We start from the raw sequence: 19,480 nt of genomic DNA on the forward strand, positions 1-19,480 counted from the left end.
GGTTTTATTAGCTCATTAGAAAAAGAATTATATTATGCAAAAAGAAGTTTTAGACGATAAAAAATATAATAAACTTATTGTTGCCTTATCCATTATTATTCCTGTAGCTGTTGCAATATTATTTGGTGTAAAAATAGATGTTGAACTCCCGGTATTTTTACCTCCAATTTATGCCGGAATAAATGCATTAACTGCATTTGTTTTAGTAATGGCTTTTGTAGCAATTCAGAAAAAGAAAATAAAACTTCATGAAAGGTTAATAAAATTTGCGATTGCCTTATCTGTGCTGTTTTTGCTCATGTACATTGCATATCACATGACCAGTGATTCAACAAAATTTGGTGGGGAGGGTATTACCAAATATTTGTATTATTTTATTTTAATAACTCATATACTGTTGTCTATATTAGTTATTCCATTTGTTTTAATAACGTATGTAAGAGCCATTACTAACAATATTGAAAAGCATAAAAAAATAGCAAAAATCACATTTCCACTTTGGCTTTATGTGGCCATAACAGGAGTAGTTGTTTTTATTATGATTTCACCATATTACGTTTAACATGAAATACCGAATTGCCATATTTTTTCTATTTTTTTTCAGTTTTTTAGAAACTCATGCGCAATGTGCAATGTGTAGAGCTGTTTTAGAAAGTGAGGAAGGGCAAACGGCTGCAGAAGGAATTAACGATGGCATAGTGTATTTAATGGCGATACCTTATATTTTGGTTGCAGGAATGGCCTACTTTATTTATAGAAAATACAATACTGTAAAGAAAAAGTAAAAGTTTTCTATCCTTAATTGTAACATTTCTACAAGTCGCTAGTCTAACTAAAAAGCTATATTGCTCTTTTAAATCAATCAAATTATGCTCAAGATTCATCAGCTTCATAAATCTTACCCAATTGGAGACTCAAGTTTACATGTTTTAAAAGGAATAGATCTTAATGTTGAAGATGGAGAAATGGTTGCCATAATGGGGTCTTCTGGTTCCGGAAAATCTACTTTATTAAATATTATAGGCATGTTAGACGAGGCCGATTCTGGGGATTATATTCTAGATGGATTGCCAATAAAAAACCTTACCGAAAAGAAAGCTGCCGTTTATAGAAACAAATTTTTAGGATTTATTTTTCAATCCTTTAACCTCATTAATTATAAAAATGCACTTGAAAATGTAGCACTTCCACTATATTATCAAGGGATGAAACGAAAAGAGCGTCAAGAAAAAGCCTTATTTCATTTAGGAAAAGTAGGTTTAACAGATTGGGCTAAACACTTACCTAAAGAATTATCGGGAGGGCAGAAACAGCGTGTTGCCATTGCAAGAGCGCTAGCAGCAAATCCTAAATTATTATTGGCCGATGAGCCTACGGGAGCTTTAGATTCTGCAACTTCACACGAAATTATGGCGTTTATTCAACAATTGAATGATGAGGGCAAAACTATATTAATGGTAACTCACGAAGAAGATATTGCCAATATGTGTAAGCGAATTGTAAGACTTAAAGATGGCGTAATTATGGAAGATGAAAAAGTAAATCAAGTAAGAGCGCAAGAACATGTTTGATATAGACCTTTGGCGCGAAATATTTCAGAGTATTAATAAAAACAGAACTAGAAGCTTACTTTCTGGATTTACTGTGGCTTTTGCTATTTTGTTATTTACTATTTTATTTGGTATTGCCAACGGTTTACAAAACACATTTGCCGAAGCATTTGTTGATGATGCTAATAATGCCATTTTTATAAATTCAGGAAGAACAACAAAAGCACATAAAGGAAATCAAGTTGGAAGACAAATTCAATTTAAAAATGAAGATTTCGATTATGTAAAAGATGAATTTGATGAAAAAATAGAGTTTATAACTGCTAGAATCTATAAAAATTTTCAAGCTTCATTTCGAGGTGAGCAAAATGTTTATGATGTGCGTGCAGTGCACCCAGACCATCAATTTCTCGAAAAAACTAAAATAAAAGAAGGGCGTTATATTAATCAAAACGACTTAAATAATAAAACCAAAGTAGTTGTTATTGGGCGTTTGGTTGAAGACGATTTATTTCTAAAAACAACCGCTTTAGGCAAATATTTAAACCTTGGAGGTATACAATTTAAAGTCGTAGGTATTTTTACTGATGATGGTGGCGATAATGAAGAACGAAAAATTTACATACCAGTTTCTACTGCGCAATATCTTTATGGTAATAATGATTATCTGGACCAAATTAATCTTACCTACAATCCTGAACTTAATTATGATCAAGCTTTAGCCTTTAGCACTTTAATTACAAAAAAACTAAAGAATCGTTTTTCAGTTGCTAGAAGTGATCAAAGAGCAATTCGTGTGCGAAATATGGCTGAAGGGACAAAAGCGGTAAGCCAAATGACGGTGGGATTAACATTCATCATCCTAGTTATTGGTTTCGGAACTTTAATAGCCGGAATAGTTGGTATTAGTAATATCATGATTTTTATTGTTAAAGAACGTACCAAAGAAATAGGCATTCGTAAAGCCTTGGGTGCTTCTCCTAAATCTATAGTATCCATAATCTTAATTGAGTCTATCATTATTACGGCAATTGCAGGTTATGTTGGATTGCTTATTGGTGTGGGTGTTTTAGAATTAGTAGGTCCGAGCTTGAAAGAATATTTTATAAAAGACCCAGGTGTTGGCAATGGGTTAGTTATTGGTGCAACTCTTACATTAATAATTGCTGGAGCAATTGCAGGATATATTCCTGCTAAAAAAGCATCCCAAATTAAACCTATAATTGCTTTAAGAAATGATTAAACATGTTTAGATTTTTATTCGATAGAGATACATGGCAAGAGGTTTTTGATAGCTTTAGTAAAAACAAACTAAGGTCTATACTAACTATGGTTGGTGTTTGGTGGGGGATTTTACTTTTAATTGGGCTTTTAGGGTCTGCGCGAGGTTTAGAGAATTCATTCAACCGTTTGTTTGGAAGTTTTGCAACAAATAGTGTATTTGTTTGGGGACAAAGTACAAGTAAACCTTTCATGGGCTTTCAAGAAGGAAGGCAAGTGAAACTATCGTTATCTGATGCCAAAAAAGTTGAAGAAAATGTAGAAGGGATTGAGTTTTTAGTGCCTCGAAATCAAAATCAAGCCACTGTGGTTAGAAACTTTCTATCGGGTTCTTTTGGAATAAATGGTGATTACCCATTGCTAGATCAGGTCCAGAAGAAGAATTTAATACATGGCAGATTTATAAATCAGAATGATATCGACGATAATAAAAAAGTAGTAGTTATTTCCGAAGATGCCTATAAGCAACTTTTTGAAAAAGACGAAATGCCAATAGGAGAATACATTGAAATTAATAATATAAACTTTATGGTAATAGGAATGTTTGAGAACGGTAATGTTAATATGGGGCCAACCTCAGATATGCACATACCTTTTACAACGTTTCAGCAAATTTACAATCAAGGCGATCGTATAGGATGGATGATGATTACTGGAAAACCTGAATATGATATCAAACAAATTGAAGAAGACGCCAAATTATTATTAAAAAATCTAAATAAAATCCACCCTAAAGACTCCCGTGCTTTTGGCAGTTTTAATTTAGGCAAAGAGTTTGCAAAAATCACAGGTTTTTTAACAGGAATGCAGTTTTTAACATGGTTTGTTGGTATTGCAACTTTAATTGCGGGGGTGTTTGCTATTGGAAATATCTTACTCATAACCGTAAAAGAACGTACCAAAGAAATTGGAGTGCGAAGGGCTTTAGGAGCAACACCCTTTGAAATAAAACGTCAAATTGTTGTAGAAGCAGTATTTCTAACCATAGTAGCTGGAATTTTTGGAATTATAACAGGGGGTTGGATATTAATTGGTCTTGATGCTGCATTCGGGCAAGGTGACGATGCAGCTATTGTTAATGCGTCTGTATCGATTTCAGTTGTATTTATAGCATTAGTCATATTAGTAATTTTAGGAACATTGATAGGTTTAATACCGGCATTTAAAGCAACAAGCGTGAAACCCATTGAAGCATTGCGAGAAGAATAAACAATCAAAAAATAAACACTCTAAAGTTTAAATGTTAATTTCTGTAAAAGAGTTTCATTTAAAAAATTAGAAAAAACAAGAATAACCAAATGAATAAAACAGTAAAAATTATTTTAGTATTAGTTGCTATAATTGCATTAGCATTCGTGTTGAAGTATTTTAAAGATGCCAACTCAAAAGATGTGGTTGATTATAAAGTTGAAGAACCCTTTTACAGTTCTATTGATACCAAAGCGGTAGCAACAGGAAAATTAAATCCAGAAGAAGAAATTGAACTAAAACCTCAAATATCTGGTATTGTAGATAAAATTCTTGTAGAAGAAGGTGATAAAGTTAAGAAAGGAGACTTAATTGCAACTATTAGAGTGGTGCCGAATGAGCAGAATTTAGTGAGTGCCAAAAGTAGAATTGCAACAGCTAAATTATCTTATGATAATGCTAAAATTCTCTACGACCGAAACAAAACTTTATTTGAAAAAGGTGTGATTTCGCAACAAGATTTTGAGAATAGTGAGCTCTCTTTCAATCAAGCCAAAGAATCATTGGGGCAAGCCCAAAACGACTATCAAATTATTAAACGAGGATCTATTTCTGGTGGAAGTTCAGCGAATACAAATATTGTAGCTCAAATTCCAGGTACAATTTTGGAAATCCCGGTTCGTGAAGGCGATCAAGTAATACAAAGTAATAATTTCAATGCAGGTACGACTATTGCAACCATAGCAGATATGAGTTTAATGATTTTTGAGGGTAAGTTGGATGAAGCAGAAGTTGGAAAAGTAGAGGAAGGCAAAGAAATAAAAGTGATTTTGGGTGCTATAAAAGACAAAGAATTTCCTGCCATATTAACTTTTGTTGCACCTAAAGGTATCGAAGAAAATGGTGCTGTACAATTTACAATTAAAGCGGATGTTAAAATTGATTCGATAACCAATATCAGAGCAGGTTATAGTGCTAACGCAGAAATTGAAATTGAAAGTAAAGATAGCGTTCTAGTTATTAGAGAAGCACTTTTACAATACAACAGAATTACTGAAAAACCTTTTGTAGAAATTATGACTGGCGATAATAAATTCGAGAAAGAAAATGTGGAGCTAGGACTTTCAGATGGTATTAATGTTGAAATTACTGAAGGCGTAAAAGAAGGAGATAAAATTAAAGTTTGGAATAAAGCATCAAAAGATAATGAAGATGAAGAAGAAGAATAATATGAAACAATCCATTTTAGTATTTGCACTTCTAGTTTGTTCATTATGTTCTTTTGCACAACAGAAAATATGGACTTTACAAGAATGCGTAAATCATGCATTAGAAAATAATATTTCGATTAAGCAAGGTCAAAACACCTTATTAATAAATGATGAAGATATTACAGCTGCCAAAGGTCAGTTTCTACCTTCGTTTTCCGGAAGTATGGGAGAGCGAATGAGCATTGGTTCTGGATTTGATCCTGTAACCAACCAACGTATCAATAATCAAACAACACATTCATTTAATTATAATTTAAGTATTAGTCAGAATGTGTTTAACGGTTTTAGGACTTTAAACTTGTATAAGCAATCGCAGTTAACCCGCGAGACTAACGAGCTAGAACTAAACAGAATTAAAGATGATATTTCTTTAAATGTAGTTAATGCCTATTTAAACGTTTTGTTTAATAAGGAAACGCTAGAAACGGCAACGGCTCAGTACGCATTTAGTGAAAAACAATTGAGTCAAGTTCAATCATTGGTTGATGCTGGTGTGCAACCTAAAGCCAATATATATGATGCAGAAGCAACCTTAAGTCGAGATGCACAACAGGTTACTCTAGCAGAAAATAGTTTTAATTTATCACTACTGTCTTTATCTCAATTACTACAAGTTCCGTTTAATGGATTTAATGTTGAAATTATAGAAATTGATAGTCCTTCGGAAGCATTACTTTACACCAGTGTCTCACCCGTTTTAAATTATGCTCTTGAAAATAGAAATGAGATAAAAGTAGCCGAAAAGAATATTGAAAATTCTCTAATTGGAACAGAAATTTCTAAATCGGGTTATTATCCTTCTGTAAACCTTGGCTATGGATTCGGATCAGTTTGGAGTGAATCAAAAAATGATTTTGTTAAACAAGCCTTTTTTAGAGAACTTGACTTATTTAAAGGACACAATATTAGCTTGAACGTAAATATTCCTATTTTTTCGAGGTTTCAAAATAAAACAGCGGTAGCTAAATCTCGAATTCAAGAAGAAAATAGCAAACTGAATTTAGAGCAGGCCAAGTTGAATTTAGAATCAAATATACAGCGGGCTTTTACAGATGCTCAGGCTGCTTTTAAAGCTTTTGAGGCTGCTAAAAAATCGTTGGAATCTCAAACATTGGCATTTAACAATTCAAAAGAACGCTATGATATTGGAGCCATGACAGCTTTTGATTTGGAACAGGCCCGAGTGCAGCTTATTAACGCTGAATCTTCTTTAATAAATGCGAAATATGATTTTGTTTTCAAGACTAAAGTTTTAGACTTTTACATGGGAAAATCATTGACCAATTAATATGGCTTTAATTTTAAGTTTAGAAACAGCTACAACGAATTGCTCAGTTGCACTTTCAAATAATGGCAAAACCATTGCTATTAAAGAAGATAACGACAAAGGTTATTCGCATGCAGAACGACTTCATGTTTATATTGACGCTGTTTTAAAAGAAGCTGGAGTAAACGCAAACGATTTGGATGCCATAGCCGTTAGTAAAGGCCCTGGTTCTTACACAGGGCTGCGAATAGGCGTGTCTGCAGCAAAAGGATTGAGCTATGCTTTAGAGAAACCCTTAATTTCTATTCCTACACTAGAGGCTTTATCGCAACAAGTTAAAAATGATGATGGTGTTATTGTATCCATGCTTGATGCCCGACGTATGGAAGTGTATTCAGCGATTTACAGTTCTAATCATAATGAAATTAGAGAAACAAAGGCTCAAATTTTAGATAAAACCTCCTTTACTAGCTATTTAAATCAAGGCAAAGTTTATTTTATAGGGAATGGTGTTGAGAAAACAAAAACCTTAATTAATAACCTGAACGCCATTTTTATTGAGGGTAAATTACCTTCAGCAAATGAATTGGGTTTACTGGCATTTAATAAATACAAAATAAGCGACTTTGAAGATGTCGCTTATTTTGAACCTTATTATTTAAAAGATTTTGTGGCTCTGAAACCTAAATCTTAAGCGTTTTTACGTATTTCAACTTGATGAGGATAAGGAATATCAATACCTGCAGCATCAAGAGCTTCCTTAGTTTGTTCTGTTACATCAAAATAAACTGCCCAATAATCTGCAGTTTCACACCAAGGTCTTACGGCAAAATTAATAGAACTATCTGCTAATTCTATAACGGTAACAGAAGGCGCAGGATCTTTTAGGATTTTTGGATGTGAGGTTAAAACATTCATTAAAACCTCTTTAGTTTTTTTAATATCAGAATCATATCCAACACCAAAAATTAAGTCTACACGTCTGGTTCCTTCAGTAGAATAATTAATTATATTACCGTTTGATAAGGTTCCATTTGGGATTATAATTTCTTTATTAGAGAGCCCAGTAAGTTTGGTGGTAAAGATTTCAATTTGCTTAACCACACCTATTTCGCCTTGAGCTTCAATTAAATCACCAATTTTTATTGGTTTAAAAATCATAAGTAAAACACCACCTGCAAAATTCCCTAAAGACCCTTGTAATGCTAAACCTATTGCTAAACCAGCAGCAGCTAAAATGGCTGCAAACGATGTGGTTTCAACGCCAACAGTGCCAAGAACAACTACTATTAACACTATTTTTAATATCCATTTTAAAAGGTTCATTAAAAACTTTTTCAGACTAACATCATAATCTGCTTCTTCCATGGCTTTTCTTAAGCCTTTTAATATTAGCTTAATAACCCAAGAACCAATAATCCAAATGATTATGGCCCCAATAATTTTTAAACCATATTCTAAAATTAAATCAATCCATTTTTCAGCATCAATACTTTCTAAATCCATATTTTATGTTTTAATTCGATAATATACAAAACTAGCACTACCAGAAACTTCAAGCGAACTATTAAAGTGAATAAATTGTTAAAATTTAAATTACAACACTTATTAATGCTAGAATAGCAGGAATAGCTTGAATGTAAAATAATTTTATTTTTTTAGTTGAATAGGCGCCATATATGCCTGCAATGATAACACAAATTAAAAAGAACATGGTTGTGTTTATGTCTTTTTGAATCAATGAGAAGATCAGGCCTGCTGCTAAAAATCCGTTATAAAGTCCTTGGTTTGCAGCTAATACTTTAGTTTCTTCTGCAAATTGTTTAGATTTTAAACCAAATGCTTTAATACCTTTAGGCTTAGTCCACATAAACATTTCTAAAAATAAAAAGTAAAAATGTTCTACTGCAACAAAACAGATTAATATGCTGGTAATAAGTGTCATGGTTTCAAATTTTTTAAAAACTAAATTACACTTTACGAAATTTCCAATAGTTCATAACGGTTAATTGAAATAAGTAATTAATAATTGCATTTAGATCAAAGTTAACTATTTTTAAATACAAAAAAGCGCTCATAATTATGAACGCTTCGAATCCTAATAAAGAGGTGAAATTTAATCTACCTCAAAAGTGATTTTTACATTTACTCTAAATTCTGTAACCTCACCATCCTTTACACTTGCACTTTGGTCTTGTACATAAACCGAACGTATATTTTTAAGGCTTTTTGAGGCGTGTTTCACTGCTTTCTTAGTTGCGTCTTCCCAACTTTTGTCTGAATTTGATAATACTTCAATTACTTTTAATACTGCCATGGTCTTATACTATTTTAATTAGTTATTAAATAAAAAACCGATTAAGGTCTTATATTTTTGACACTATTATTTATGATAAGTCACAGATAATTAACCATTAATTGCCTCAACAGTTTCTACTTTTCCTGGAAGCATTTCTTTTAGCATATTTTCTATACCGCTTTTTAAGGTGTAGGTAGAAGAAGGACAACCGCTACAAGCACCTTGAAGCATCACACTAACGTTCTTTTCGTCAGAATTATAGGCAATAAATTGAATGTTACCACCATCACTGGCAACCGCAGGTTTCACATATTCTTCAAGTATATTTACTATTTCTTTTGAAATATCGTCAAGCGCTTCATAGTTTTTATCAAGTTGCTTAGTAGATTTTTGTAATGTCTCTTCTGCTCCTGGCAAAACAACATCTTTTCCAGACTCGATATAATTTCTAATAAATTCTCGAATTTCAATGGTAATATCCTGCCATTCTGTAATGTCAAATTTTGTTACCGATACGTAGTTTTCATCTATAAAAACACTTTTCACAAAAGGAAAATGGAATAACTCTGTAGCTAACGGCGAATGTTTGGCTTCTTGAATTGAAGTAAATTCAAATAAGGCAGTTACAATCTTTTTGTTCGCAACAAACTTCATCACCGCTGGGTTAGGTGTGCTTTCTGCATAAACTGTAACGGGTACTTTTTTCGTTGCAGCAGTATTCTCAACCACAATTCCACCGTCATTTAAATAAGCCTCAATCTGCTCTGCAACCTCATCTTGCACATCATTCCACTCTACAATATTATAACGTTCTACAGCTATAAAATTTCCAGAAATATAAACTTTCTTTACAAAGGGCAAATAGAATAATTGTTGAGCTAATGGCGATTCTTTTGCTTCGTCTATGTTATTAAACTCAAAACTCTGATGTTGAGTAATAAATTGATTTACCTCAAATTTTACAATGGCTTTATTTGACGTTTCTTGCACAGAAACCTTGAAAGTGTTCATTTCAGCTAATTTTTTACAAAAATACTAAAAGAAAACTTTACTTATCCATATATTTGAGTTTTGTTGCCCGTTAATAAAGGCTAAAAAGATAAAGGTTAACTTTATCTTTTTTATGTGTAATTTTTTAATAATCAAGACGTTTGTATATAACTACATCTACTTGGTAGAAAATTTATGAATTTAAAAAACATCATTATAGTAGCACTTATAGCTATGTTTACCAATATAGCTACTTCGCAGGAAGGATTACCTATCTATACTGATTATCTAACCGATAATTATTATTTATTGCACCCTTCTATGGCAGGTGTTGCTAATTGTTCGAAAATCAGAATTACAGGTCGTCAACAATGGTTCGGACAAGATGATGCTCCTAAACTCTTAACCATGAGTATGAATGGAAGAATAGGAGATTCACAATCGGGTGTGGGTGGTATTTTATATGCTGATAAAAACGGTTATCATTCTCAAAAAGGAGCTTATTTAACTTATGCCCACCATTTAATGTTTTCTAGAAGTGAGGTTGATTTAAATATGCTATCTTTTGGTTTAAGCGCTGGATTTGTTCAATATCAATTAGATGAAACAACCTTTTTAAATGGAGCTCCTATACCAGACCCAATTATTAATGGAATTGTTCAGAACGAAACCAATTTTAATGTTGATTTAGGGTTTTCATATCACTATCTTGACTTTTATGCACACCTTACCGTTAAAAATTTATTAGAAAACGCTGGGGTTAACCGCGATACACAAATAACAAGTAATTTAAGACGCTATTTGGTTTCTGTTGGAAATGTATTTAGCAGATTGGGTAGTGAATGGAGCTTTGAACCTTCTGTAATGTTCCAATATAGAGACCTTACTAAAGAATCTGCTATTGATGTTAACGGAAAGGTTTACAAAGAAATGGATTTTGGTCAATTTTGGGGAGGCGTGTCTTACAGACAAAGCTTAGATGGTGCCGAATTTTTAACAAACCAAAATACAGTGAGTAGTCAAAAACTACAACAAGTAACTCCAATTTTAGGTGTAAATTATAACGATTTTATGTTTGCCTACACTTATACTTATCAAATGAACGACGTTGTATTTACAAACGGCGGCTTTCATCAAATTACATTAGGTTATAACTTTAATTGCAGGCGAGAACGTTTTGACTGTAAATGTCCTGCAGTAAACTAGTAAAAAAAGATTCAAAATTTGAATCTTTTTTTTGACTAATTTCAGATATATTAAGTTCTACTTTATTTAATTTAGTTAAATTTAGCCGTATAGCTAAAGCCAAATTAATATAATAAGAAAGACTCTCCATTCTAACATTCGAGATTCTTTTTTCAAAGGAATTAAATATGCCAGTAATAAAATCAGTAAGAGGGAAAGCACCTAGTATTCCAGACGATTGTTTCATAGCCGAAAACGCAACCATAGTAGGCGAAGTAACTATGGGAAACCAATGTAGCGTATGGTTTAGCGCCGTAGTTCGTGGCGATGTTAATTACATAAAAATGGGCAATAAAGTTAATGTACAAGACGGTGCGGTAATTCATGGCACCTATCAAAAATCGGCCACCACCATAGGTAACAACGTCTCTATTGGTCATAATGCCTTGGTTCATGGTTGCACCATTCACGACAATGTTTTGGTAGGCATGGGTAGTATTATTATGGACGGTTGTGTGGTAGAAAGCAACAGTATTATTGCAGCAGGCGCGGTGTTAACCCAAAACACTATGGTGAAATCGGGTAGCATTTATGCTGGAGTTCCAGCCAAAAAAGTAAAAGATATTAGTAACGAACTCATCTCGGGCGAAATAAACCGAATAGCCGATGCCTATATAAAATATTCAAGTTGGTTTAAAGAGTAGGGCGTTACCACAAGGGTCGGGCTTTCCATTACTAGTTTTGGCTCGATGTGCGCCTCGCCAAAAGCTAAGCATTGCAATCCCTAACGCAATTCACTAGTACTTTTAAAAATCAAGATATTCAACCCAATAATTAGCACCCAAAAGCGATTGCATCACTTCCGGTTTACCATTTGTGAAAAATTTGTTTTTAGGTTGAGTATTATCGGTATTTAATATATTATGGCGTTCTAAAATGGCTTTAGTTTGTCTTGCTACGGCTTCACCAGAATCAATAATTTTTACATGTTTCGGAAGCAATTCTAATAGCAATGGCATTAAATAGGGGTAATGTGTGCAACCTAAAACCAAATAATCAATATTCGCTTTAATCATCGGCTTTAAGTAAACCATTAAAAGCGTTTTCATCTCTTCAGAATTAAGTTTACCATTTTCAATAAGCTCAACAATACCATTGCCATTTTGTTCAACTACATTAATCGTACTAGCAAACAGGCTCGACGTTTTAGAAAACAATTCGCTACTTAAGGTTCCCTTGGTGGCTAAAATACCAACAGCATGGGTTTTGGTTTGCAAAGCAGCAGGTTTAATGGCGGGTTCTATACCAACAAGAGGTACATTGTAATTGGCTCGTAAATAATCAATAGCATTTGTTGTAGCAGTATTACATGCTACAACGATAAGCTTACAGTTTTTATTTAATAAATATTCTGTATTTTTTATGCTTAATTCTATAATTGCTTCTCTGCCCTTTGGGCCATATGGTGCATTAGCACTATCGGCTAAATAAATGGTGTTTTCATGAGGCAACAAAGCATGAATTTCTTTCCAAACAGATGTGCCTCCAACTCCTGAATCAAAAATACCAATTGGGTGTTTACTCATAGTTTAACAAAAATAAAAAAGCTGCCTTGTAAAAAGCAGCTTTTCATAATATTTATAAGGTAGATTTTTATTAGATACCTAATTGTTTTTTTACGTCTGCTAAAATATCATCACCGTCAGCAACAATTAAAGTAGCTCTATCTAAAACATATTGGTAACCTTTAGCCTTAGCAACATCGTTTATAGCTTTCATTGCAGCTTCCTGTATAGGCTTAAACAATTCAGCTTCTTTTTCAGCTAAATCTTTTTGTGCATCTGCTCTAAATTGCTGAATTCTTTGTTGTTTTTCCTGTAACTCAATCATTCTTTTTTGATTCTCTTCAGCCGTTTTTGTATTAGCTTCAGCATCATATTGACTTACAGTGTTTTGGTATTCTGTAATAGACGCTTGAATATCTGTTTGGTACGTTTTACTCAAAGCTTCAATTTCTGCTTGTGCTTTTTTAGCTGCAGGCATTGATGCAATTAATTCTTGAGTATTTATGTGAGCAACTTTACTTTGCGCTTGTGTAAAGCTAACAGATGCAATACATAGTACGGTTGCTAATAAAATAGTTTTCAATTGTTTCATTTTTAAATAGTATTAAGTGTGTTATAAATTATTATTCGTTTTTGTTTAAGTTGTTTATACTGTCCTTTGCTTTTTGTCTATCTTCTAAAATTTTCTTTTTTCTTTCTTCTAAAGCCTTTTTTCGAGCTTCACGTTCAGCTAATTTTTTTTGCCTGTTCTCTTCTATAAGTTCAGCTTTCGTTTTAGTTTCTCCCTCAATTTTGGCTTCAGTTGTTTTACCGGCTACCTCAGTGGTTTCATTGGCGGCTTCTGCGGTATTGTTTCTGGCGTCCAATTTGGCTTGTTTCGCTTTTTCTCTATCTGCTAATATTTTTTGACGTCTTGCTTCGGCCTCTTTTTTCTTAGCCTCACGCGCCTCTAAAATTTCTTGTCTGCGTTTTTCAACGGCACTTTCTCTAGCTTGCTTTTTTTCTTCTAAAGCTTTTTCTCTAGCTTCTTGTTCTTCATTTATTTCAGGAATTAACTCCTCTTCCTCGGCTGCTTTTCGTTCTGCTTTTGTTGTAACTTGCTTTCGTTTTGAAGATCTTGTGATACTTCTTAAAACCTGCTCGCTAATGTCAAACTGTTTTGCAGAATACAACATCACAGCGTCTGATGATTTATCAAATATAAAATCATATTTTCTGCCTTCAGCCATATCTTGAACTGCTGCAAAAATTTGATCTTGTATGGGTTGCATCAATTGTCTTTTTTGAATAAACAAATCGCCATTAGGCCCAAATCGCTTTTGTTGATAATCTAAAATCTCATTTTCTTCAAAAGCAATATCTTCTTCGCGCTCATCAACAAGTTCTTTTGTTAAAAGCGCTTTTTCGTTACTTAAATCTTTTCGCTTTTGCTCAACCGTTGCTAATTTTGCTTGAATCTCGTTTTTCCATTTCTGAGCTTTATCTTCTAATTGTGCTGTGGCTTCTTGATATTCGGGTACATTTTGTAAAATATACTCGGTATCAATATAAGCAATTCTTACCCCACGTTGTGCATGCGAATAAAAGCTTAGTGTAAAAACTAATGTCAGTAAAAAAAGAACTTTATTTTGCATCTGTTTAATATTTTATAATTTATCTTTTATAAATTCTAAAATGACAGATGGTTATTCTCTGCCTTTTTGAACTTGGTTTTCAAAATTAACGAATTTTAATCTTAAAAATTTTAATTCTCATGCAAATCATTATTGTGTTATTAGAAAATATCGTGCCAAAGTATTTTTTTTAGTTAAAACTGTTGTCCAATTATGAAATGAGTTTCCCATCCATTTTTAGTAGTTTGCCCAGGTAATGGATCAAAACCATGGCCAAAATCAATACCTAATAAACCAAATGCTGGCATAAATATTCGAATACCTAATCCTGCAGAACGCTTGATGTTAAAAGGATCGAAATCTCTAAAATTTTCGTACGATGAACCACCTTCAATAAAACCAAGGGCATAAATTTTAGCCGATGCTTTTAATGTTATAGGATAACGAAGTTCTAATGAGAATTTATTGTAAATACTTGAACCATCTTGAGATGCCTGCCCTGTAGTTTCATCTAAATGGGTAAGCGATTGGTTTGGATAACCACGTAATTGAATAACTTCTCTTCCATCTAACGAGAAATTACCTAAACCATCTCCTCCTAAATAAAAACGCTCAAAAGGTATTACACCTCTGGCATTATTATATGCTCCTAAAAATCCAAATTCTATTTTTGGCCTTAAAACTAAATTTTTTGTTATTTGAGTATACCACTCACCAGAGAATTTTACTTTGTAAAACTCTAACCAATTGAAGCGTTTTTGGTCAATTTCAGTGATGTCATTAGTGGCTTCAATATACTCAATATCTGCAGTGCTATCAGCATTGTTTCTTCTTTCTACGGCGTCATCGTAATCATCTGAAAGTTGTTCGTAGTCAACACCGTTAAATAAAGAATAAGGGAGCGAAAATTTTGCGCTAAAGGCGAAGTTAGACCCTCCTGTTGGGAAAATAGGATCAACACTTGTGTTATTTCTACTTAAGCCAAAAGTGTATGATAAATTGTTTGAGAAACCATCACCAAATGTAAATAAACCTGTGTTGTAGTTATTTAAGTCATAACGTTGGTAACTTACTGCTTGCGATAAGGTGAAATAGTCATCTGGAACCGATAATCTTTTAGCTAATCCAAAGGTTAAACCTGTAATGTTAAAACTTCTACTTTTATCTGCGTTTCCTGTTGTGTAATCGTATAAAAACTGTTTGGTATGCGATAAAGATGTAGAGAATTGTACTGGACGTTTTCCTCCTAACCAAGGTTCAGAAAATGAGAAACTATAGGTTTGATAGAATCGACTAGCTTGCAAACGTAGCGATAATTTCTGTCCGTCACCCATTGGAATTGGCTTATAAGCTTCTTTTTTAAAGATGTCTTTTATAGAAAAGTTGTTAAATGATAAACCAAGTGTTCCTATAAAACCTCCACCGCCGTAACCACCTTGTAGTTCTATTTGGCTAGATCCAGTTTCTTGAACTGCATATTCCATATCAATAGTGCCTTCTACGGGGTTGGGATTGTTAAAATTTGGAGTTATTTGTTGGGCATCAAAAAAGCCTAATTGCCCAAGTTCTCTAACCGTTCTTACCACATTGGCTTTGCTGTATAATTGTCCAGGGCGTGTACGTAGTTCTCTATAAATAACATGGTCGTTGGTTTTATCATTTCCAACAACTGAGACGCTGTTAAAATAAGCTGGTTTTCCTTCAGAAATTCTAACTTCAATATCAATAACATTATTATCAGCACTTACCTCCACAGGGTTTACACTCGAGAATAAATAGCCGTTATTTTGATATTGATTTGTAATATCTTGAGCATCTGGTTTCGAATTGTCGGCTATTCTTTTTTGTAATAAGATTCCATTGTAGGTATCGCCTTTTCTAATTCGTAACAATCTACTAAGTTGTTCGTTTGTATAAACGGTATTACCAATAAATTTAATGTCTCCAAAAGTATATTGCTCACCTTCATTAACTTTAATTACTAAAGAAATGGTTTTATCATCGTTATAAATCAAACTGTCCGATAATATTCGGGCATCTCTATATCCATTTTCTTTATAAGTATCAATTACATGACCTAAATCTGCTTGATACGATGAGTCTATGAATTTTGAACGTTTTAAAACCCTTATTGGGTTAATTTTCTTAGTGCCTTTCATGCTTTTTCTAAGTTTTTTATCACTCAGAACGTCGTTGCCTTTAAAGGTTATATCTTTAATTTTTACTTTTTCACCTTTATCTATATTCAACACCATATTTACTCTTGAGGCTTTCACGGTATCTTGCACCTCAATGGTATTAATATGTACTTTAGTATTTAGGAAACCTTCTTTTTTGTATTTTTTAGTAAGAAAGTTTTTGGTAGTTGTAATTAAGTTTTCGGTGACTTTAGTTCCTTTTGTTAGTTTATTCTCTTTAACTATACCTTCAACTTTACCCTTTTTAACGCCTTTGACTTTTAGTTCGTTGAGTTGAGGTAAATCAAATAATTTAATCTGCAAGTAAGCCACATTATCTTCTATTTTAGTAACGTATACTTCTATATCGCTAAATAGTTTAGAGTTCCAAAGTTTTTTAATGGCATTACCTATGTCTTCACCAGGGATTGTAATTTCTTGACCTTTTCTTAAACCAGAATAGGCTATGATAGTTTGTTCGCTAAATGCAGTGTTTCCGGCAACTGAAACTTCGCCTAAAGTGTATTTTTTTCCTTCTATAAAGTTAGAATTTTGTGAACTAACATTAAAAAAGCTAATAAAAAATAGTATTGCAATGCAGTTCTTTAAATATGATGTAGTAGATATATTTTTAGCTAAGTTGTTCACTTGTTTTCCCAAATCGTCGTTCTCTTTTTTGATATTCAATAATAGCTTCATATAAATGCTGCTTTGTAAAATCTGGCCATAAGACACTTGTGAAATATAATTCTGCATATGCAATTTGCCATAATAAAAAGTTGCTTATACGTTGTTCTCCACTGGTTCTAATTAGCAAATCTACATCTGGTAAATTTTGCGTGTAAAGATGCTCATTTATAATTGATTCATCAATATTTTCGGGAGAAATTATATTATTTTTAACTTTAATACTTATTTCCTTAACAGTGTTTATGATTTCTTCTCTAGAGCCATAACTTAGTGCAAGTGTTAGGGTCATTCTAGAATTATCTTTTGTGTTTTCTATAACTTCAAAAAGTTCTTTGTATACTTTGGTCGGTAAAGAATTTAAAGCACCAATGGCAGATAGTTTAATGTCGTTGTCTTGCAGTGTTTTTATTTCTTTTTTCAAAGAGGACACTAAAAGTTTCATAAGTGTTTGTACTTCTAATTTTGGTCTATTCCAGTTTTCAGTTGAAAAAGCATAAAGAGTTAAGTTTTTTATGCCAAGTTCAGCGCTAGCTTCAACAGTTTGTCTTACAGATTTGGTTCCGTTTTCATGACCAAAAGCGCGCATCATGCCCTTTTGTTTTGCCCAACGCCCATTTCCGTCCATAATTATGGCAATATGTTTAGGTAATGATTTTGTATGAATACTGTTCTTTAAATCCATTTTATTCTACGCAGTAGCAAGGGTTTTCTCCAAAGGTGTAAGTTAATGTAATTCCAGAAAACACATACCAGTCGTTATTATTTATATTTCCAAAACGCAATGATTGTAGTTCTGCTGCATCAGGGTTACTTCCATCAAGTTCGTCTGAGAAGGTATATCGCGCACCAACTTCAATACCTAAAATAAAATTCTCTAAAACATTGGTTTTAAACCCTATAGCCATAGGAATTCCATAAGCCCAACTCGAGGTGTCTTCTTGTGTTTGTGCACCGTTTGAAAAATAGTGATTATCGTGATAAGCCACTGTAATACCTGAATATAAATATGGAGTTCCTAGCTTTTCACCAGAGTGCAGGTTAAAATCTAAAAATGTAAATTCCATACCTAATGAGATTTCAGTTATTTTGCTCGAGAACTCATAGCCTCTTTGAATACGTCTTGGGTCGTCTGAATTGGTATCGATACCTTCTAATTCACTAAAAATTATTGAGCCTCTGTAGGAATGTCTTTTACTTCTATTCCATTTATATAAACCGCCAATAGCGAATTGATTTGGTGAAATATAGTCGGTAGCACCTACGTCTCCAATAAAATTACTTCCACCTAAAAAAACGCCAATTTCGTTAATTTGGCTAAAGCTTAATTGAGTGCTTAAAATGCTTAATATCAATATGGTTAAATGCCTCATAAATATTCAAAAGTTTGCAAATATAATAAATAAGATTAGCCCATAACAATTTGAGCTGAATAGTATTAGTGTAAAACAGAAATTCTTTTGAAATATTGTTAAGTTATTTAAGCGAATTACGTTTATCTTCTCCCCAAAGCAGCTTTTTTCTTAAGGTTGCTAAAAAGCTTTCGTTTAGAAGGTCTATCATCTTAATTTTAAAATCTGCCTTTTTAATTTTAATAAGTGTGCCGTTATCTAGTGTGGCAATTCTAGAATCTAAGGAAATTAAATGCTGTTTTTCTCGACCGTTTACTCTAAGGTGAATTTCTGTAGAATCGGGAATAACCAATGGTCTAGCACTTAGGTTATGAGGCGCAATAGGAGTTAAAACAAAGTTAAGTGCACCTGGAGTAATTACAGGGCCGCCGCAGCTTAATGAATATCCTGTTGAGCCAGTAGGTGTAGAGACAATTAAACCATCACTCCAATATGAATTTAAAAATTCGTCATTTAAATGTGTATCAATGGTAATCATAGCAGTTGTGTTTTTTCTGCTTACTGAAATTTCATTTAAAGCAAAATTCATCGATTTTATATCCTCATTTTCAGGAACTGTTTCAACAGTTAGTATTGAACGTTCAGAAATTCTGTATTTTCCATCTATAATATTTTGAATGGCCTCTTCAATGGCATCAACTTGAATAGTAGCTAAAAACCCTAATCTTCCCGTATTAATGCCAATTATAGGAATACCTAAATCTTTCACAAACATGGTTGCTCTAAGAATAGTACCATCGCCACCAATACTCACTAAAAAACTAAAACTTTCATCAAGTTCGGTAAATGTTTTATACTTATGGTAGTCTTTTATATTGTGAGGTTCTTTGTCTATAAGCTTGTAAAACTCCGTTTCGATATAAGCATCGATGCCTTTACTTTCAAGAAAATTGAAAAGCGTTTCAACCGATTGTGGTGTTGTTACATTAAAATATCGTCCAAAAATGGCAACCTTCATGTGTTTATTCTATTTTCTATGGTTGTTTGGTATTTTG

The 19,480-nt window shown here is 33.0% G+C and carries 21 protein-coding genes; 10 read left to right on the forward strand and 11 right to left on the reverse strand.

Going from position 1 to position 19,480, the window contains the following annotated elements; all coding sequences use genetic code 11:
- Nucleotides 1-34 precede the first annotated feature (34 nt).
- The 8 genes from BUA46_RS10170 to tsaB all read left to right on the forward strand — a co-directional run bounded on the left by BUA46_RS10170 (nucleotide 35) and on the right by tsaB (nucleotide 7,251).
- Nucleotides 35-562 (forward strand): DUF420 domain-containing protein, encoded by a 528-nt coding sequence (locus BUA46_RS10170; protein WP_019387645.1) that lies wholly within the window; start codon nucleotides 35-37, stop codon nucleotides 560-562.
- A 1-nt stretch (nucleotide 563) separates the two neighbouring features.
- Nucleotides 564-785, forward strand: coding sequence for a hypothetical protein (locus BUA46_RS10175; protein ID WP_019387646.1), 222 nt, complete (start codon nucleotides 564-566; stop codon nucleotides 783-785).
- A gap of 84 nt (nucleotides 786-869) precedes the next feature.
- On the forward strand, nucleotides 870-1,571 hold the full coding sequence (locus BUA46_RS10180) for an ABC transporter ATP-binding protein (RefSeq protein ID WP_019387647.1): 702 nt from the start codon (nucleotides 870-872) through the stop codon (nucleotides 1,569-1,571).
- Complete coding sequence (locus BUA46_RS10185; protein ID WP_019387648.1) at nucleotides 1,564-2,793, forward strand: ABC transporter permease; 1,230 nt, start codon at nucleotides 1,564-1,566, stop codon at nucleotides 2,791-2,793. Before BUA46_RS10180 ends, BUA46_RS10185 begins: the two co-directional genes overlap by 8 nt.
- 2 nt (nucleotides 2,794-2,795) lie before the next feature.
- A complete protein-coding gene (locus tag BUA46_RS10190) occupies nucleotides 2,796-4,040 on the forward strand; it encodes an ABC transporter permease (protein WP_019387649.1) in 1,245 nt (414 codons plus the stop codon).
- Between the two features lie 89 nt (nucleotides 4,041-4,129).
- The gene (locus BUA46_RS10195; protein ID WP_019387650.1) at nucleotides 4,130-5,248 is read left to right on the forward strand and encodes an efflux RND transporter periplasmic adaptor subunit; all 1,119 of its coding nucleotides are present in this window, start codon (nucleotides 4,130-4,132) and stop codon (nucleotides 5,246-5,248) included.
- On the forward strand, nucleotides 5,232-6,578 hold the full coding sequence (locus BUA46_RS10200; protein ID WP_019387651.1) for a TolC family protein: 1,347 nt from the start codon (nucleotides 5,232-5,234) through the stop codon (nucleotides 6,576-6,578). Before BUA46_RS10195 ends, BUA46_RS10200 begins: the two co-directional genes overlap by 17 nt.
- A gap of 1 nt (nucleotide 6,579) precedes the next feature.
- Nucleotides 6,580-7,251 carry a tRNA (adenosine(37)-N6)-threonylcarbamoyltransferase complex dimerization subunit type 1 TsaB gene (gene tsaB / locus BUA46_RS10205; protein WP_019387652.1) on the forward strand — a complete coding sequence of 224 codons (672 nt, stop codon included), beginning with the start codon at nucleotides 6,580-6,582 and terminating at the stop codon, nucleotides 7,249-7,251.
- Here tsaB and BUA46_RS10210 read toward each other — a convergent pair.
- From BUA46_RS10210 to BUA46_RS10225, 4 genes are all read right to left on the reverse strand, one after another.
- On the reverse strand, nucleotides 7,248-8,063 hold the full coding sequence (locus BUA46_RS10210; protein ID WP_019387653.1) for a mechanosensitive ion channel family protein: 816 nt from the start codon (nucleotides 8,061-8,063) through the stop codon (nucleotides 7,248-7,250). The genes tsaB and BUA46_RS10210 overlap by 4 nt on opposite strands.
- A gap of 85 nt (nucleotides 8,064-8,148) precedes the next feature.
- Nucleotides 8,149-8,502, reverse strand: a complete 354-nt coding sequence (locus BUA46_RS10215; RefSeq protein ID WP_019387654.1) for a DUF1304 domain-containing protein — start codon at nucleotides 8,500-8,502, stop codon at nucleotides 8,149-8,151.
- A gap of 171 nt (nucleotides 8,503-8,673) precedes the next feature.
- Complete coding sequence (locus BUA46_RS10220; RefSeq protein WP_019387655.1) at nucleotides 8,674-8,874, reverse strand: dodecin family protein; 201 nt, start codon at nucleotides 8,872-8,874, stop codon at nucleotides 8,674-8,676.
- Nucleotides 8,875-8,964: 90 nt separating this feature from the next.
- Complete coding sequence (locus BUA46_RS10225; RefSeq protein WP_019387656.1) at nucleotides 8,965-9,867, reverse strand: NifU family protein; 903 nt, start codon at nucleotides 9,865-9,867, stop codon at nucleotides 8,965-8,967.
- 174 nt (nucleotides 9,868-10,041) lie between these two features.
- Between BUA46_RS10225 and BUA46_RS10230 the strand changes: the two genes are divergently transcribed.
- Both BUA46_RS10230 and BUA46_RS10235 read left to right on the forward strand, forming a co-directional pair.
- Nucleotides 10,042-11,052, forward strand: a complete 1,011-nt coding sequence (locus tag BUA46_RS10230; RefSeq protein ID WP_019387657.1) for a PorP/SprF family type IX secretion system membrane protein — start codon at nucleotides 10,042-10,044, stop codon at nucleotides 11,050-11,052.
- Between the two features lie 167 nt (nucleotides 11,053-11,219).
- Entirely contained in the window at nucleotides 11,220-11,735 is a 516-nt protein-coding gene (locus BUA46_RS10235; protein ID WP_019387658.1) for a gamma carbonic anhydrase family protein, read from the forward strand.
- Nucleotides 11,736-11,837: 102 nt separating this feature from the next.
- On the opposite strand, the gene murI is transcribed toward BUA46_RS10235, so the two are convergent.
- The 7 genes from murI to BUA46_RS10270 all read right to left on the reverse strand — a co-directional run bounded on the left by murI (nucleotide 11,838) and on the right by BUA46_RS10270 (nucleotide 19,443).
- Nucleotides 11,838-12,617, reverse strand: a complete 780-nt coding sequence (gene murI, locus BUA46_RS10240; RefSeq protein WP_019387659.1) for a glutamate racemase — start codon at nucleotides 12,615-12,617, stop codon at nucleotides 11,838-11,840.
- Nucleotides 12,618-12,687: 70 nt separating this feature from the next.
- Entirely contained in the window at nucleotides 12,688-13,188 is a 501-nt protein-coding gene (locus BUA46_RS10245; RefSeq protein ID WP_019387660.1) for an OmpH/Skp family outer membrane protein, read from the reverse strand.
- Nucleotides 13,189-13,219: 31 nt separating this feature from the next.
- Nucleotides 13,220-14,230, reverse strand: coding sequence for an OmpH/Skp family outer membrane protein (locus BUA46_RS10250; RefSeq protein WP_019387661.1), 1,011 nt, complete (start codon nucleotides 14,228-14,230; stop codon nucleotides 13,220-13,222).
- A gap of 173 nt (nucleotides 14,231-14,403) precedes the next feature.
- A complete protein-coding gene (gene bamA / locus BUA46_RS10255) occupies nucleotides 14,404-17,085 on the reverse strand; it encodes an outer membrane protein assembly factor BamA (RefSeq protein ID WP_019387662.1) in 2,682 nt (893 codons plus the stop codon).
- A complete protein-coding gene (gene uppS / locus BUA46_RS10260; RefSeq protein ID WP_019387663.1) occupies nucleotides 17,018-17,758 on the reverse strand; it encodes an undecaprenyl pyrophosphate synthase in 741 nt (246 codons plus the stop codon). The genes bamA and uppS overlap by 68 nt, the downstream gene beginning before the upstream one ends.
- A gap of 1 nt (nucleotide 17,759) precedes the next feature.
- Nucleotides 17,760-18,446 carry a type IX secretion system protein PorG gene (gene porG, locus BUA46_RS10265; protein ID WP_019387664.1) on the reverse strand — a complete coding sequence of 229 codons (687 nt, stop codon included), beginning with the start codon at nucleotides 18,444-18,446 and terminating at the stop codon, nucleotides 17,760-17,762.
- 103 nt (nucleotides 18,447-18,549) lie between these two features.
- Nucleotides 18,550-19,443 carry an NAD kinase gene (locus tag BUA46_RS10270; RefSeq protein WP_019387665.1) on the reverse strand — a complete coding sequence of 298 codons (894 nt, stop codon included), beginning with the start codon at nucleotides 19,441-19,443 and terminating at the stop codon, nucleotides 18,550-18,552.
- Nucleotides 19,444-19,480: the final 37 nt, after the last annotated feature.

Source organism: Algibacter luteus, assembly GCF_900141715.1.
Lineage (GTDB): Bacteria > Bacteroidota > Bacteroidia > Flavobacteriales > Flavobacteriaceae > Arenitalea > Arenitalea lutea.